This window comes from Mycobacterium sp. NGS22, from assembly GCF_059813095.1.
Genome location: NZ_JCALDY010000004.1, coordinates 66,462 through 81,692 on the forward strand (window position 1 = coordinate 66,462; position 15,231 = coordinate 81,692).

Annotated in this window: 11 protein-coding genes; 6 read left to right on the plus strand and 5 right to left on the minus strand. The window is 67.8% G+C overall.

The genetic code is table 11. From position 1 onward, the window contains the following. Positions 1-23 precede the first annotated feature (23 nt). Positions 24-1,172 (plus strand): PPE family protein, encoded by a 1,149-nt coding sequence (locus AC5Y47_RS04880; RefSeq protein ID WP_499942474.1) that lies wholly within the window; start codon positions 24-26, stop codon positions 1,170-1,172. A gap of 29 nt (positions 1,173-1,201) precedes the next feature. On the opposite strand, the gene eccCa is transcribed toward AC5Y47_RS04880, so the two are convergent. Next, positions 1,202-5,371 (minus strand): type VII secretion protein EccCa, encoded by a 4,170-nt coding sequence (eccCa, locus tag AC5Y47_RS04885; protein ID WP_499942478.1) that lies wholly within the window; start codon positions 5,369-5,371, stop codon positions 1,202-1,204. Then, positions 5,368-6,891: a type VII secretion protein EccB gene (gene eccB, locus AC5Y47_RS04890; protein WP_499942482.1), complete on the minus strand. Its 1,524-nt coding sequence runs from the start codon at positions 6,889-6,891 to the stop codon at positions 5,368-5,370. The genes eccCa and eccB overlap by 4 nt, the downstream gene beginning before the upstream one ends. Positions 6,892-7,154: 263 nt before the next feature. On the opposite strand from eccB, the gene malQ reads away from it, so the two are divergent. The 3 genes from malQ to AC5Y47_RS04905 all read left to right on the plus strand — a co-directional run bounded on the left by malQ (position 7,155) and on the right by AC5Y47_RS04905 (position 10,151). After that, positions 7,155-9,278: a 4-alpha-glucanotransferase gene (gene malQ / locus AC5Y47_RS04895; RefSeq protein ID WP_499942484.1), complete on the plus strand. Its 2,124-nt coding sequence runs from the start codon at positions 7,155-7,157 to the stop codon at positions 9,276-9,278. Then, the gene (locus tag AC5Y47_RS04900) at positions 9,275-9,733 is read left to right on the plus strand and encodes a nuclear transport factor 2 family protein (RefSeq protein ID WP_499942486.1); all 459 of its coding nucleotides are present in this window, start codon (positions 9,275-9,277) and stop codon (positions 9,731-9,733) included. The genes malQ and AC5Y47_RS04900 overlap by 4 nt, the downstream gene beginning before the upstream one ends. Before the next feature lie 112 nt (positions 9,734-9,845). Continuing rightward, a complete protein-coding gene (locus AC5Y47_RS04905; protein WP_499942487.1) occupies positions 9,846-10,151 on the plus strand; it encodes a LapA family protein in 306 nt (101 codons plus the stop codon). A gap of 16 nt (positions 10,152-10,167) precedes the next feature. Here AC5Y47_RS04905 and AC5Y47_RS04910 read toward each other — a convergent pair whose 3' ends face one another. Continuing rightward, complete coding sequence (locus tag AC5Y47_RS04910) at positions 10,168-10,596, minus strand: type II toxin-antitoxin system Rv0910 family toxin (protein WP_499942488.1); 429 nt, start codon at positions 10,594-10,596, stop codon at positions 10,168-10,170. Between the two features lie 91 nt (positions 10,597-10,687). After that, positions 10,688-11,251 (minus strand): hypothetical protein, encoded by a 564-nt coding sequence (locus tag AC5Y47_RS04915; protein WP_499942490.1) that lies wholly within the window; start codon positions 11,249-11,251, stop codon positions 10,688-10,690. 210 nt (positions 11,252-11,461) lie between these two features. On the opposite strand from AC5Y47_RS04915, the gene AC5Y47_RS04920 reads away from it, so the two are divergent. Together AC5Y47_RS04920 and AC5Y47_RS04925 are read left to right on the plus strand one after the other, a co-directional pair. After that, positions 11,462-13,303 (plus strand): DUF4407 domain-containing protein, encoded by a 1,842-nt coding sequence (locus AC5Y47_RS04920; RefSeq protein WP_499942491.1) that lies wholly within the window; start codon positions 11,462-11,464, stop codon positions 13,301-13,303. Between the two features lie 160 nt (positions 13,304-13,463). Continuing rightward, entirely contained in the window at positions 13,464-13,910 is a 447-nt protein-coding gene (locus AC5Y47_RS04925) for a DUF6941 family protein (protein WP_499942492.1), read from the plus strand. Positions 13,911-13,945: 35 nt separating this feature from the next. Here AC5Y47_RS04925 and AC5Y47_RS04930 read toward each other — a convergent pair whose 3' ends face one another. Further along, positions 13,946-15,160, minus strand: a complete 1,215-nt coding sequence (locus AC5Y47_RS04930) for a cytochrome P450 (protein WP_499942494.1) — start codon at positions 15,158-15,160, stop codon at positions 13,946-13,948. Between the last annotated feature and the right edge of the window lie 71 nt (positions 15,161-15,231).

A 15,231-nucleotide genomic window follows, 5' to 3' on the forward strand; every position in this document is an offset into this window, starting at 1 on the left:
GACCGGATCCAGGGGACAACGCAATGCTCGACTACGGGCTGTTGCCGCCCGAGATCAACTCCGGGCGCATGTACACCGGTCCCGGCTCGGGTCCGATGCTTGCCGCTGCGGCGGCGTGGAGCGGGTTGGCCGCAGATGTGCAATCCGCGGCGGATGGCCATCGGTCGGTGATCACCGAGCTCACCGGCGGGCCGTGGCTCGGGCCGGCGTCAGAGTCACTGGTCGTGGCGGCCACTCCGTTCATTGCCTGGCTGGATGCCAGGGCGGTGGACGCCGGCGAGACGGCAAGCCAGGCGTACGCCGCCGCGACCGCCTACGAGGCGGCTTTCGCGGCCACCGTCCCACCTCCGGTGATCGCCGCCAACCGTGCGCTACTGGCGGCGTTGGTGGCCACCAACTTTCTGGGCCAGAACACCCCGGCGATCGCAGCGACGGAGGCCCTGTACATGGAGTTCTGGGCTCAAGACGCCGCGGCGATGTACAGCTACGCCGATGGTTCGACGGCGGCGTCCGAGTTCACCGAGCTGCCCGAACCGGCCGAAGTGACCGACCCGGCCGGGGTCGTCGACCTCAATGGTGTTGGGACGCAACTAAGTTCGCGAGTCGGCGAGGTGTTGCAGATGCTGTCGTCACCCTTGAACGGGCAAGGCACCGCGATCGACCAGTGGATCATCGCCAACACGCCGTTCGACGACATCGTCCCGCTCTACACCAAGTACATTTCGCCGTACCTGAGCGCTTTTGCGCAGGGTCTGCAAGACACTCTGTTCGTCGGTGACGAGACGGCCGGTTTCGCCAAGCTCGGCAGTCTTGCGAATGATTTCGTCAAGGATGCGGCCACGGCGGCCGAGCAGGCGACGCGGGCGGCCGGACAGGCTGCAGCGGCCGCCGGCAGAAGTCTGGGCGGCGTCACTGCGAACCTGGGCAATGCGCTTCCGATCGGAAAGTTGTCCGCACCGGCGAGCTGGACCATGTCCACTACCCCCACCGCCGCCGGGGCGAGCGCTGTCGGCAACGCCACCGCAGTTCCGGCCGCCGCCGAAGGTGCAGTCCGCGGCGGTGTCCCGATGACCGGACCGCTCGGGCAGTTCGTCAACGGTGGCAACGGCCGAAAGACCCCGGCCTATGGGCACCGGCTGACCTTCATGACCAGGCCACCGGCGGCCGGCTAGACGGGCGGCGCTTTCGTACTGCGCTACACCTACTTGCGCACCTCGGTGGCCGCCACCTGCACGAAGACGCCGGTGTCCTCGGCCATCAACAGTCCTCGACCGCGAGGCAGCGGGCCGCCCTTCATCTTGCCGCGGATGAAGCCTTCGTCCGGGTCGGCATCCATCACCAGCAGTGGCGCATTCGCCTGATGCAGGGCCCGCAGCATCGGGTCGCTGCCCGCCGACGACCAACCGCCGAAGGTACGGGTCACGATGACGTGCAGACCGACGTCGGCAGCCCGGTTCACGAACGGAACGGCCTTGTGCAACGGCGAGTCGAAGCCCGGCGGCAGCTGCTGGATGTCGTCGACGATCAGGAAGATCTCCGGACCGCTCCACCACGATCGCGACAACAGCTCCTCGGCGGACAGACCCGGCGGCGGCTCGCGGCCGGCCAGTGCCGCCGACAACTCGCCCATCATCGCCACCACACCGTCGAGGTTGTAGGCGAACTTCTCCACGTACTCGGAACCCAGTGTGGTCAGCAGCTGACGGCGCGGATCGACCAGCCACACCTGAGCGGACCGGCGTCCGGGCGGCGGGGGCGGCGCGCTGGTCGCGCCGGGCGCGTACAGCCGTCCGATTTCGGACATGATCGTCGCGAGCGTGGTCGTCCGGCCACATTCGCGACGCCCGGTAACCATCAGATGCGAGTTCTCGGCGAAGTTGAGGTAGACCGGCTGCAGGTCCAATTCCGATATCGCCCAAGCGATTCCGCCGGCACCGACACCCTGGCGGGTGTCCCGCGCCGCCAGCTCGCGCACCTGCTCGACACCGAACCGCGCCGGCAGGCGACGCACCGGCGGTGCGGCGGCCGTGGTGAGCCGGCTGACCGCCTCGACAACACTGTTGCTCTCGAAGACGTTGTCGGGGGTCGCCGACAGCGCCGGGCGAGCCACCAGAGTGTGCAGACCCGCTTGCGGGTCGCTGTCCAACCGCACGTAGTTGACCGCCACCATGCCGCGGCCCGGCTTCACCGGGACGTCCTTGGCGAACCGGGAGCGGACCAGCTTCGCGTCTTCGACCGCGGCCAGACGCAGCTCCACCCGCGAACCGAAACCGCTGCGCACCGGTGGCCGCAATTCGGATTCCCGGTCGGCGGTGACCACCACGTGCACACCGAACGAGGGACCCTGGTTGATGATCACGTTGACCTGGTCGATCAACACCTCGTTTTCCTCGGCCAGCGCCCGGTAGTTGTCGATCACCAGGTAGACGTCACCGAACCCGTCGTTGGGCACCGGACCGACTTCCCCGCCGAACTTGCGGCGCCGGAACATCTCCATCGAGGCGATGCCGTATTCGAGGAAGCTGCGCTTGCGCTCGCGCACCAGCGCCAGCAGCTCTGCCACCGTCCGGCGTACCCCGTACGGGTCGGTGGGACCGGCTACCTCACCGACGTGCGGCAACTGCGCCACCGTGGTCAGCGCCGTGCTGCTGTAGGCCAGGCAGTAGAACTGCACCTGCTCGGGGGTGTGGGTAAGCGCCGCCGAGCAGATCAGGGTCTGCAGGGCGGTGGTCTTGCCGGATCCACCGGCGCCCAGGATCAGCACGTTGGAGCCGGGGCCCGAGGTGTCGACCGTCCACGGCGGTTGGTCGTGCTTGAACGGGCGGTCGATGATCCCGATCGGGAACACCAGGTTGCGGACCGAACCGTAGTCCTTGTGCCACGGGTGACCGAGGAAGCGGTTGACCAGCTCGTCGATGGGGACGGGCTGGGTCAGCGGCGGCTGCCACAACCGGTAGGGCTCGAACTTGATCTTGCGCAGCTGATCGATGATCACCGTGCCGACCTTCGGTGTCCGGATCGCTTCTTCTTCCTCGTCGGGTTCCTCAGTCCCGATGCCGATCACCTCGCCGTTGGAGAAACCGTTCACCGATTCCACGGTGGGACCGCCGACGCTGACTTCCATCGGCGTGAACGAGTTGGTGAACAGTTGCGGGCGGACGTAGTCGATGTTGTGCACCAACACCGGCGCTTCCTCGCCGTCGACGCTCGAGATGCGGAAATAGTCCCGCCACAGGAACTCGGCCTGGAAGCGGATGACGTCTTCCAGGCTCTTGCGGAAGTAGCCCAGTCCGGCCTGTGCGGGCAGGTTCACGGCGTTGGGCACACCGGCCGCCTGTGCGGCACCGGCGGTACGGGCTTTCAGCACCAGCCGGTAACCCATGTTCTCCATGAGCTTCTCGGCGCGGCTCTCGATGGTCTGCGAGGCCATCATCAGATGGATCCAGTACGCGCGGCCCTGCCGGCCGATCGAGTCGAGCACGTCGACCGCGGTCGGCATGATCCGGAACCACTCGTAGAACTCGTCGATCACCACGACCAGCATCGGCAGCGGTGCCATGTCCTGGCCACGGGCGCGCATCCTGGTTCGCACCGAGTTGTATTCCTTGGCGTCGTCCACGCCGGCGCTGTCGCAGATGGCTTTGCGGCGCGCAATCTCACCCCACAACGCGTCCAGGAAACGCTCCATCAGCGCCTGGTCTTCTTCCAGGTCGGTGATGATGCGCGAGACGTGCGGGACCCCGGCGAACGGCTTGACCGCCGATCCACCCTTGAGGTCGGCCAGCACGAACTGCAGCTCTTCGGGCGGGTGGCCGAGCATCAGCGACTCGATCACCGTCCGCACCAGCGTCGACTTACCGGAACCGGTGGTACCCGACATGACGCCGTGCGGACCGTCGCCGCCTTCGTCCAGCGATTTCATGTCCAGGAACAGCAGCTCGCCGTTGTCCGAGCGGTTTCCGAACGGTACGCGCAGCCTGGAGCGGCCCATCGTGTCGGTGCGGCTACCCCACAGGTCTTCGAAGTCGATCCCGGAGGGATCGCTGATCCCGTAGTAGGACAAGATGTCGCGGGCACCGATGTGCGCCACCCGCTGGCCGATCTCCTCGTAGGCCTCGGCCAGCCGCCATTGGGCCAGCTTCTGGCCGAACTCTTCGGCCTCGGCGATGCTCATCTGGTCGGTGAGCGCGAAGAACCACGCCTTGTCGTCGATGACCATCCAGGTGTCACGGTCGCGGGGCAGCGCCTCGATCACGCCGATCTTGTCGAACTGCAGCTTGCGCTCGGGCACTCCGGTCCACATCGGCGAGCCGGTCAGGTCGAAGAACGTCACGCCGTCCACGCCCTCGGCGCTGATCACGTACTCCCATTGCGGGTCGTCGACGTCGGCGATGATCACGTGGTGCGGGGTGGGGGTCTGCGCCGAAGAACTCGCGTGCCGGGGCGTGAACGAGCCCCGGCCGGCGAACAGTTCGGCCTGTTCGGCGGCGAATTCGCGAACCGAGCTGTACACCATGCGCGCGTTGCCCGCGGCGTCGTGGCGTCGTGCGTCGCCGAAGTGCGGCAGCCACTTGACCCAGTCCCACTCCTCCAGATCGGAGCTGACGATGATGAACTGCATGTGGTCGGGGCCGTGCGAGAAGGTCAGCTGACAGATGATCGACCGCATCAGCGCCAGGACCTGTTCGCGGTCGCCGACCAGCGCGTACCAGGGCTCGACGAGCACCGAGATCATCTTCGGCAGGTTGTAGACGACGCTCTGGTAGCGACCGAACTCCTGCAGCGCCTTGCCGGTCACCGGCTCCAGCTCGATGTCGGTCGGCATGTTCTGCGGCTCGCCCCAGGTCACCTCGGGACGGGTCATGCCGACGCCGACCCGGACCACCCCGAAGTTGAGGTCTTTGCCGTCCGGCTTGCGCTCCCACATCCGGGACGAACCCACCGCGGCGGACAGGGTGTCGGGCGCGGGATGGAACCACCGGTAGTTGGCGTCCATGCTGTCGGCGGACTCCTGGGCGGTCTCCCGCAGCATGTCCAGCATCAGCATGAACTGGGCCCGCATGGCGTCCAGCTTCGGCCGGCTCATCTGCTGCCCGCCGCCGCCGAACCGGCCGCCGAACATCATCATCATCATGCCGCCGACCATGAAGATCGGGAAGATCGAGCCGACACCACCGAACACGTGCGAGCCGCTGGCAAAGGTCATCGCCACCATGCCGCCGAGCAGGCCGATCACCACGACGCCGACCACGATCAACCACCATGGTTTGCCCTCGGGCGGCGGAATGCTCAACGGCGTCGGAAGAACGATGTTCTCCGGCTTGATTACCGGCGGCTTCTCCGGGGTCGGTCGGGCAAAACCACGTTTCACTTCGGTACCACCAACTCTGCAGGGGTCATGTCAATCGGTAGCGTGTCGTGCTCCACCAGGGCGTCCGCACGGGACAGTGTCGGACCCTGCGGCAACAACCGCAGCGCCACCCACGGCGCCAGGCTCGGCTGCAGGGTCAGGCCCAGCGCCTCGCGTGCTTCCTTGGTGTCGTCCACCCCGAATCGCGCACCCGCATTGGTCAGCCACCACAACGACTCGGTGGTCTGGGCTCCCGGGTGGTTGCCGGTGACGGCCACGAAGTTCGCATAGTTGGGGCCGAAGTAGACCTGGTCGGCCTCACGTCCGCTCATGTCCGCCTTCACCAGGCTGACCAGATGGTTCATCTCGCTGGCCTTGATCGGCAGGGTCGGCCCGGACACCACCTGTACGCGCGCGCGGGTCTCACCGGCGGTCCGTTCCCACCACCAGCAGGTGGACGGGTTCTCCCGGATGTCCAGCACGTTCAACGGCTCGTTCGGGTACGCCGACAGGTCGATCCGGTTGACCACCGGCATCTTGGCCAGTGCCGATGGTTCGACCGTCACGGGCTTGGTGTTGCCCGGGTGCCCGGCGTTCTGCAGGATCTGGGCCACCAGCGACGGCATGGTCTGCACACCGTCCTCCAACACCAGCGAATATTGTTGCGGCCCACTGATTTGCGGCGTGACCAGAATCGTCCCGACCGGGCCGGGCGCGCCGGGGAAGGTCGCCGGGGCACCCGCCTTGGGCACCTCGGGAACCAACAACTCCGGGCCGACGGGCAGGGCGTCGTAAAGGGCGTGACTCATCGGTCGCGCCTGACTGACCTGCTCCGGGGTCACGCCGAGCGGCAACAACACCGACCGGTCGGTGGCGTCGATCTTGGAGCGGCGTCCCTCACGGATCACCCAGGTGCTGCCGCCATAGCTGAGCACCACGGCATCCGACCCGTTGAGTATCCGGCGGTGACCGCTCATGTCCGGGGTGCCGTCGATGACGGTCACGGTCACGCCGGCCGGGGAAGCCATACCGCCGGACGTGCCGCCCACCGTGTCGCAGACCAGCCACGACGAGGCGGACGGGTTCTTGGGCGTGAACGAAGACGGAGCGCCGGGGATCCCGACCAGCGGTCCGTGCGGCATGCCCGCGATCTGGCTGCTCCGGACCTGGTGCGGATTGTCCGGTCGACCGGCGATCAGTCGTGCCGACGCCAGGTTCAGCGCCGGGTACAGCCGGTCCCCGACCTTCACGTACAGCGCCCCCGAGTCACGGTCTGCGATGATCGGCGCGTCGTTGATCTGGCCCGCGGGACTGATGAACGAGTACAGCAAGGCGCCCAGGCAGATGACAAGGGCGGCGGAGACGGAGGCGACGACGGCCAGCGTCTGACGGCGGCCGGGCTCGATCTCCATGCGCACCCGCCACCGGGTCAGCGCCATCGCGGTGCGGCGGGCCAGGAATTGGTAACCCGTTACCTGGGTCCGCGTCGACAATCCCAGGCCGTACCCCGACCCTCGCTGTCCGCGGCTATGTTCAGCCACGTTCGATCACCTTTCGGTTGTGCAAAACACCTGGATACAGGCCCTCGCGGTGAGATTCATCGATAACCGTAGGGCACCCGCAGAGACCTCGCACGCGGGCAGTGGCGTCCGAAGACCCGCGTTGCTTCCCCCACGGTATTGATCGTGTCTTCATTGGGCATCGCTTCTTCACTGGCATGGTAGCCGCGAATGGTCGTGTCGGCGCGCTAAGTCGCGGACTGCCGGGTTCTCCGCGATGAGCTGCGGGTAGCAAGATTGCCGACATGACTGAGCTCGCGCCATCTCTTGTCGAACTCGCTCGGCGCTTCGGTATCGCCACCAGTTACCAGGACTGGTCCAACCGGCAGGTGAGCGTCTCCGAAGGCACGTTGGTGGCGGTGCTCGGGGCCCTGGGCGTCCCCGCGAGTACCGAGCAGGAACGCAACGCCGCCCTGGACGCCGAACGGCGCGCGTACTGGCAACGACCGCTGCCGCCGACCATCGTCGGGCGTGCCGGCGCCCAGACGCGGTTCTGGGTGCACGTCACCCACGGGGCTCCCGCGGAGGTGTGGGTGCAACTCGAGGACGGAACCGAACGCCGCGGGATCGTGCAGCTGGACAATTTCACTCCGCCGTTCGACCTGGACGGGCGTTTGGTCGGCGAGGCCAGTTTCGCGTTGCCCGGCGACATTCCGCTCGGCTACCACCGCGTGCATCTGCGATCCGGCGAGTATGAGGCCAGCACCGCTCTCATCGTGACTCCGGACTGGCTGGGACTGCCGGAGACGCTCGGCACCCGTCGGGCCTGGGGACTGGCCACGCAGCTGTACAGCGTGCGCTCGCGGCGGTCCTGGGGCGTCGGCGACCTGACCGACCTGGCGGATCTGGCGTTGTGGTCGGCTTCGGCGCACGGCGCCGACTACCTATTGGTCAATCCGCTGCACGCGGCGGCGCCCGGGCACCCCATGGAGCCATCCCCCTATCTGCCCACCTCGCGGCGCTACGTCAACCCCCTCTACCTGCGCGTCGAGGCGATACCGGAGTTCGCCGACCTGCCCAAGCACCGCCGGGTGCGGGAGCTGCGCACCCAGGTGCAGCAGCGCACCGCCGGGCTCGACGCCATCGACCGCGACAGCGCGTGGGCCGCCAAGCAGGAGGCGCTGCGACTTGTGCACCGGGTGCCGCGATCGGCCGGCCGTGAACTGTCCTACGCCGCCTTCTGCGCCCGGGAGGGCCGCGCCCTGGACGACTTCGCCACCTGGTGCGCACTTGCCGAAAAACACGGCGGCGACTGGCATCGCTGGCCAAAGGCGCTGAGGCACCCGAGCGGCGACGGCGTCGCCAAGTTCGTCAAGAAGAACGGGCAGGCGGTGGACTTCCACCGCTGGCTGCAGTGGCAACTGGACGAGCAACTGGCCGCGGCTCAGTCCCAGGCCGTACGGGCCGGCATGGCGCTGGGCATCATGCACGACCTGGCGGTCGGGGTGCATCCCGACGGTGCCGACGCGTGGGCCCTGCAGGACGTGCTGGCGCTGGGCGTGACCGCGGGCGCGCCGCCGGACGAGTTCAATCAGCTCGGCCAGGACTGGTCGCAGCCGCCGTGGCGGCCCGACCGGCTCGAAGAGTCGGAGTACCGGCCGTTCCGGTCGCTGATCCGCGCGGTGCTGCGGCACGCCGGCGGCGTCCGGATCGACCACATCATCGGACTGTTCCGGCTGTGGTGGATCCCGAGCGGCGCACCGCCCACCGACGGAACGTACATCCGCTACGACCACGAAGCGATGATCGGCATCGTGGCGCTGGAGGCCCGACGGGCCGGGGCGGTCGTCGTCGGCGAGGATCTGGGCACCGTAGAACCGTGGGTGCGTGACTACTTATTACTGCGCGGGCTGCTGGGCACCTCGATCCTGTGGTTCGAGCAGGACGAGTCGACGGGTGGACCGCTGCCCGCCGAGCGCTGGCGAGAATGCTGCCTGTCGTCGGTCACCACGCACGACCTGCCGCCGACCGCCGGCTATCTGGCCGGCGACCACGTCCGGTTGCGGGAATCCCTGGCGTTGCTGACCCGCCCGGTCGAGGCGGAGCTGGAAGCCGCGGCGACCGAACGGGCGGCGTGGTTGGCCGAGTTGCGCCGCGTCGGTCTCCTCGCCGACGGTGAAGATCGTCCCGAAGAGCTGATCCTGGCGCTGTACCGCTACCTGGGCCGCACCCCGTCGCGGCTACTGGGCGTGGCCCTCACGGATGCGATCGGCGATCGGCGCACCCAGAATCAGCCCGGCACCACCGACGAGTACCCGAACTGGCGGATTCCACTGGCCGACCCGGACGGCCGTCCGGTGCTGCTCGAAGACGTCTTCACCGACGGCAGGGCAGCCCGGCTGCTCGAGGCGGTGCGCGCCGGGCTATGACCTCCCCGACAGCCGACCGGGCGGCGCTGAGCGACCTGGTGCACCGCTACGCCGCCTACGTCGACGACCGCCAGTTCGATTCGATAGCAACACTTTTCACCGATAGCGCCGAGCTGGCGGTGCCGGATCCGCCGACCTCACTGCAGCCGATTCACTTCCATCGGGGCCATAGCGCCATCGTCGAGGCGGTGACGGCCGTGGCCCGGGTGGACCGCACCGAACATGCGATCGTCGGCGAGGTCTATCACCAAGAACAGCCCGGCCACGCGCGGGGACGCATCACCTGCATCGCGCACCACTGGAGTCGGCGCGCAGACGAGGTGGTCGATGTCGTGTGGCATCTGCGCTACGACGACCACTACGTACTCACCGACGCCGGATGGCGGATGAGCCACCGGGCCTTGACGATCAACGCGATCGAGAGCCGTCCGGTGCGCCGGTTGCTCCCTCCATGATGGTGCCAGGACCGCTGAACCCGTTTGTGCAAAACGCATTTCGGGTATTTTCTCGATGCTGCCACCTTGATGAACGGGGCGGTCGCCGGCCAAAACTGCAGAGGAGATGCGCATGGACGATGCCGCAGCCGACTCCGCCGGTCGGCAACCCCACGACTCGATGCAGGCGCTGGACGAGTTCGAAGACGACGTCGAACGGGCACCCGCACTGGTCGTGATCGCAGGTGGCGTCTTGGCGTTCGTGGTATCGGTAGCGACATTCGCCCTGGGACATGTCAGCATCGGGATCGCCGCGGCCAGCGGCGGAATGTTGATCTTGAGCGCCGGGCTATCCTGGCTCGCCATGGAACGCCGGCGGGTTCGCGACGCCGAACGGGACATGCACTTCGACGACCCCGCGCACCCGGAACGGGCGTGACGGAAAGCTAAGTGCGCTAACGCAATTCGGCCAGATTGTCCACCGACTTGCGTACGTCGGAGCGCAACACCCGGGCCACCACCCGTCCGACGGGTCCGCTCAGCACTCCCCCGCTCAGATCCGCGGTGAGATCGAACTTCGAACCCGGGTCCTTCGGTGTCACCTGCATGGCGACCGTGATGCGGATCCCGCCTCGGCCGCGCCCTTTGAGCTCAATGGATTTCGGCTCGTCGTACTCCGTCACTTCCCAGTGCACGACGTTGCGGAAGCCCTTGACCTTGATGCACGACGAGACGCAGGTGCCCTTTTCGATGGTGTCCGGGACCTCGCCTCGCCAGCCGTTGAAAATGGTCATCCATTCGTCGAAGCGCTGCAGATCGGAAGCCAGCTTCCAGGCGGCTTCGGGGTCTACCTCCGAGGTCGTCGAAACATCTACGCGTGCCAACTGATCCGCTCCTCATCTGCCGTCGACGTCCGGGGTTGCATACCCGGGCGCGCTGGGCCGAAAACCCCGGCGGACCCCCGCGCCGGGTTTCCTAGATACCGGTCCAGGCGCTGGCCACTTCGGTCGCCACGTCGATCACCTGCGCGGCCTGCGACTCTGGCTTGTCGATCTCCTCTTTGACGTACTGAGCGATGAAGCGCCGGATTTCGCCGTCCACACCGGCCAGGATGCGCAGCACCTCGCCGCGGATCGACTTGGACGACACATTGACCGTGATGTCGGAAGGCCGCGGCTTGGAGACGTCGACGATGAGCAGCAGCGGCTCGGCGGCCCGCGCGGTGGCCCGCAACGCGATATCCCCGGCGACCACGAACCGCTGCTTGTCCAGGCGCAGGTCCAACAGCAGGTCGATGGACAGCGGGATGTGGATGACGAAGGTGATCAGATCGCCGAGTTTGCGCGTCACCCGAGGCTCTTGGATCTTGACTTTCGCGCTGACCTTGGCGATTCCGCCCGGCCCCTGCGCGATCGGTTCCATCTCGAACTCGCTGCCGGCGATCTGGGCGAATGCGGCGGCCACCCGGTCCGGCGTGACGGCGACCTCGAAGAATCTGCGGCCGAACTCTTCGTAGCTGAGGAACTCGTGATTCTGCATAGATTGAACGGTCTCATGACACCAGTGCTCTCGGTCGTTGATCCGTTCGCGTCGCCGAAAATCGCGCTGCGGATCGTCATCTCGGGTCGCTACCAGCGTGATCCAGGCCACTCCCGCCGGATTTGTGAACAACGCCACAAGGGGCCGATCTGATTCGGTGTGTCGCCGCTGACCCTGCCACCCTGGAAACCATTGGAGGTGTTAGGTCTCATGCGCGCGCACGAATCAACCGAGCAGCGCTCGATAGCAGGGCTGCTGACCTGGCTCGGCGGCGGACACCGGCGCGAACTCACCGAACGCCATGAGCGATCCACCCACGCCGTCTCCGGCGCGGTGGTGGTGCTGGGCGCGGTGCTGGCCTGGCTGGTCGCCGCACTGGCCGTGCGGACGTCGGTGCACGCCGCTCCCCTGTGGGCGGTCCTCGCGCCGGCCGTCGTCTTCGGGCTGCTGGTCGGCGCGGTAACCCGCGCCATCGCAAGCGGCCCGGCGCGGGGGTGGGCGGATGTCGCGGGTCGTGCGGCCGTTGCCGTCGCCATCGGCGTGCTGGTCGGCGAGCTGGCCGCACTCGTCGTCTTCTCCGCGGCCATCGACGACCGCCTGAACGAGCGGGCGCTGCACGACGCCGACTCGTCGCCCGCGGTCGCCCACGCCTCGGCCGACCTGCGGCAGGCTCAGGCGGCACGTGCGGCGCTGGATACCACCGTCGATCAGGCGCGCGAACACCGGGATCAAGCCTTGGTGGTGGCACGCTGCGAGTACAACCCCAGCCCGGCATGCCCCCAGACCCGCATCACCGGCGTTCCCGGTCAGGGCCCGGAGACGCGGACGGCCAACGAGTTGCTCGCCGACACCCAGCGCGAACTGGACAACGCGCTGGCCACGCGGGACCGTCAAGCACCTGACCTGGACGCACGGGTCGCGCGCACGGAGGGGGCCGTCGCCGAGGCCCGGCACGGGGTGGTCGTCGACGCGGGCCGAGGCCTCGGCGGGCGCTGGGTCGCGATGAACGACCTGACCATGTCGAATATCGGCGCACTGCTGTTGCGGGTGCTGACCATCGCGTTCTTCGCGCTGTTGTACCTGTTGCCGCTGATCCTGCGCGGCTGGCGCGGTGAGACCACCCATGATCGTCACGCGACGGCGCGCGCGGAGCGGGAACGGGCCGAGTTGGATGCCGACACCGCGATCGCGATCAAGCGGGCCGAGGTCCGCCGTGCCGCCGAGATCATGTGGGCCGAACACCAGCTGACCCAAACCCGCCTGGCCATCGAGGCCCAGGCCGAGATCGACCGGGAACACCAGCGCCGCCGGGTCGTGGAAGCGATTCAGGCCCCGGTGCACGCGACGTCCGAACGCACCTTCGAACCCGTGGAGGAAGACATGTACCTGCCGATCGCCGCCGAGGCGGAGGCGGCCAGCCGCGCGGTGGCGCAGTTGCCTGCCGGCGACGAGGCCGACGCCGCGCCGATCGACGTGCCGAAAAACCTGCCGGCACCCGTCGAGCCCGTCCAGCAGCAGACTCTCGAGCAGTACGAAGAACCCCAGGAACGGACCCCGTTGATCCCGTCCATCCCCGACGCCACCAAGGCGGCCGCCCGGTGGATTCGTCCGTTGGTGCCGCCGTTCGTCGCGCGCGTCATCGACAACACGACCCAGCCCTTGCGCAGCGCCCGTCAGGTGTTCGAGGAGGTCGAGGAGATCGCGTTCTCGCTCAAGCGCACCCGCAAGGTGACATTCGGCTCGGAGAGCACCGAAGGCGCCGGGCGTGAGCAGGTGCAGGCCGCGAGCCCCGACATCACCGAACGCCAGGACCCCGCCGCGAGCAACCGGATCGAATCCTCGCGCGGCTGGGCCGCCGGCCCGCCTCCTCCCGGCGCACACCACGAGCAGGTCGACACCGGCGCGGAATACGCCCGCCTGGGTGGGGTCTCCCGGTCCGACCTCGCCGGCCTGACCGTCGGTCCGGATGGTCGGCGAGAACTGGTCGAGCGCAAGGGTCCGCGTGAGTTGCGTGCACCCGAGGGTCCGCGTCAGCTGCCGCCCGGCAAATAGGGAGACGTGAGGCCCCAGAGCGGTCGGCTCGGCACACCGGTCGCGGCGTAGTATCGGGCCGGCAACAGCACATTGACGGGGAACGGGACGGGAGTGGATTCGTGACGGCAGCGATCGCGGATCGGCAACGCGCGGTGTCGACCGGGGCGCCGGCCGCCGCATGAAGGTCAGCCTTTTTCTCGCCGACGCGGCACAGGCCGACGCCCAGTCGGGGAAGGTCCACACCCTCGGATTGGGCTGGCGGCAGTGCCAAACACCAACGCCCCCTTTCGCTTTGGTGATGTTTCTGGACATCGACTGGGACGAGACCAACAAACGGCACAAGCTGACCTGCCAGCTGCTCAACACCGACGGCCAGCCGGTGATGGTGCCCGGACCGCAAGGGCCGCAGCGGATCTCGTTCGAGGCCGCGGCCGAAGCGGGGCGCCTGCCGGGAGCGATTCACGGCACCGCCGTGCGCATGCCGCTCACCCTCAATATCCCGGGCGGCATTCCGCTGGATCCGGGCATCTACGAATGGCGGGTAGAGGTGGAAGGTTTCGAACACGCCACCACCGTCGAAGCATTCATCGTGCTGCCGGGGATGCTCACGCCGAACCCGGGATAAACCGCACCGAACCGCGAGAGCCGTTGAGCTGGAGGCTAATCGACGGCGAGTTCCAGACGCTGCAAACGACGCACCAGGATGCTGGGCAGCCATCCTCCGACCTCGGCGGCCTCGATGCGCGAAGTCCGGTCCAGCAGCAGCCGCAACACGATCTGCGCTTCCAGCCGGGCCAGCGCGGCGCCGACGCAGAAGTGCGCTCCGCGACCGAAACTCACGTGGTTCTTGCCCGTTGCCCGGTCCAGTCGGAACTCGTCCGGCGTCTCGAAGTGGGCCGGATCGCGGTTGGCCGACCCCCACAACAACAGCAGCCGCGTATCGGCGGCCAAGTCGACGCCGGCCAGGGTGGTGTCGCGCAGGACGTGGCGGTAATGACCGCGGAACGGCGGCTCGAAGCGCAGGGTTTCCTCGACGAATGCCCCGAGCAGCTCCGGGTTTTCCCGGACACGGCTCGCGATGTCGGGCCGGACGGCAAGTATGCGCGCCGCGCTGCCCAGCAGGGACGCGGTCGACTCCCCCGCGGCGGCGAACAGCGTGATCATCATGACCTGGGCGGTGAGCGGGTCCAGCTCGCCGCCATGGCAAGCCCGCGCCAGTTCACCCAGCAAGTCGTCGCGCGGGTGGCCGGCCGCTCGGGCAAACTGCTCGGTGATGTAGCCGCTGAGTCCCAGGACGGCCCCTCCGGCGGCGGCCAACTGTTCCTGGCTGCCCAGGCCTTCCAGCAATTGAGTTGCCGCGCAACCCCATTGCACCAACTGGTCGACGTCGGTGTCGGGAAGTCCGATCAGTTCGGCCACCACCATCATCGGCAACCGGTTGGCCACGGCGCTCATCCATTCGATGCGTCCATCCACCATGCCGTCGTCCCACAACCGTTCCGCGGTCCGGGTCGCGAAGCGTTCGACGGCACGGATCCGCTTGGCTGCCAGGTAGCGCACCATCAGCTTGCGGTGCACCGCGTGGGCGGGGTCGTCGGCAGTGGCCAGCACATGGGTCGGCCCACCGAGCGGATCCATCTGAAACGGCACGACGGTGCCGTCGGCGGTGTACAGCATCGTCGCGGTCAGGTTCGACGAGAAATCTTCGGTCCGCAGGACGGCTTCGTTCACCGCGTCCCAGCCGCCGACCGCGTAGAAGCCGGAGTCGCCGATCCGGTGGACCGGGCCCGCGGCCCGCATCCGTTCGTACAACGGGTACGGGTCCTGGATGGCGGCGGCGCCGAACAGTTCGACCGCATCGAGGGTTACGTTCATCGTCCCAGGTTGATGAACCGGTAATCGCAGGTCAATGGCATCGGTCGAGGTTGATATCCGGACTCGCCGGG

Bases quoted from the DNA above. Each gene is read 5' to 3' on its own strand.
- AC5Y47_RS04880 (WP_499942474.1), top strand. From the start codon at position 24: ATGCTCGACTACGGGCTGTTGCCGCCCGAGATCAACTCCGGGCGCATG.
- malQ (WP_499942484.1), top strand. From the start codon at position 7,155: ATGACTGAGCTCGCGCCATCTCTTGTCGAACTCGCTCGGCGCTTCGGT.
- AC5Y47_RS04900 (WP_499942486.1), top strand. From the start codon at position 9,275: ATGACCTCCCCGACAGCCGACCGGGCGGCGCTGAGCGACCTGGTGCAC.
- AC5Y47_RS04905 (WP_499942487.1), top strand. From the start codon at position 9,846: ATGGACGATGCCGCAGCCGACTCCGCCGGTCGGCAACCCCACGACTCG.
- AC5Y47_RS04915 (WP_499942490.1), bottom strand. From the start codon at position 11,251: ATGCAGAATCACGAGTTCCTCAGCTACGAAGAGTTCGGCCGCAGATTC.
- AC5Y47_RS04920 (WP_499942491.1), top strand. From the start codon at position 11,462: ATGCGCGCGCACGAATCAACCGAGCAGCGCTCGATAGCAGGGCTGCTG.
- AC5Y47_RS04925 (WP_499942492.1), top strand. From the start codon at position 13,464: ATGAAGGTCAGCCTTTTTCTCGCCGACGCGGCACAGGCCGACGCCCAG.
- AC5Y47_RS04930 (WP_499942494.1), bottom strand. From the start codon at position 15,160: ATGAACGTAACCCTCGATGCGGTCGAACTGTTCGGCGCCGCCGCCATC.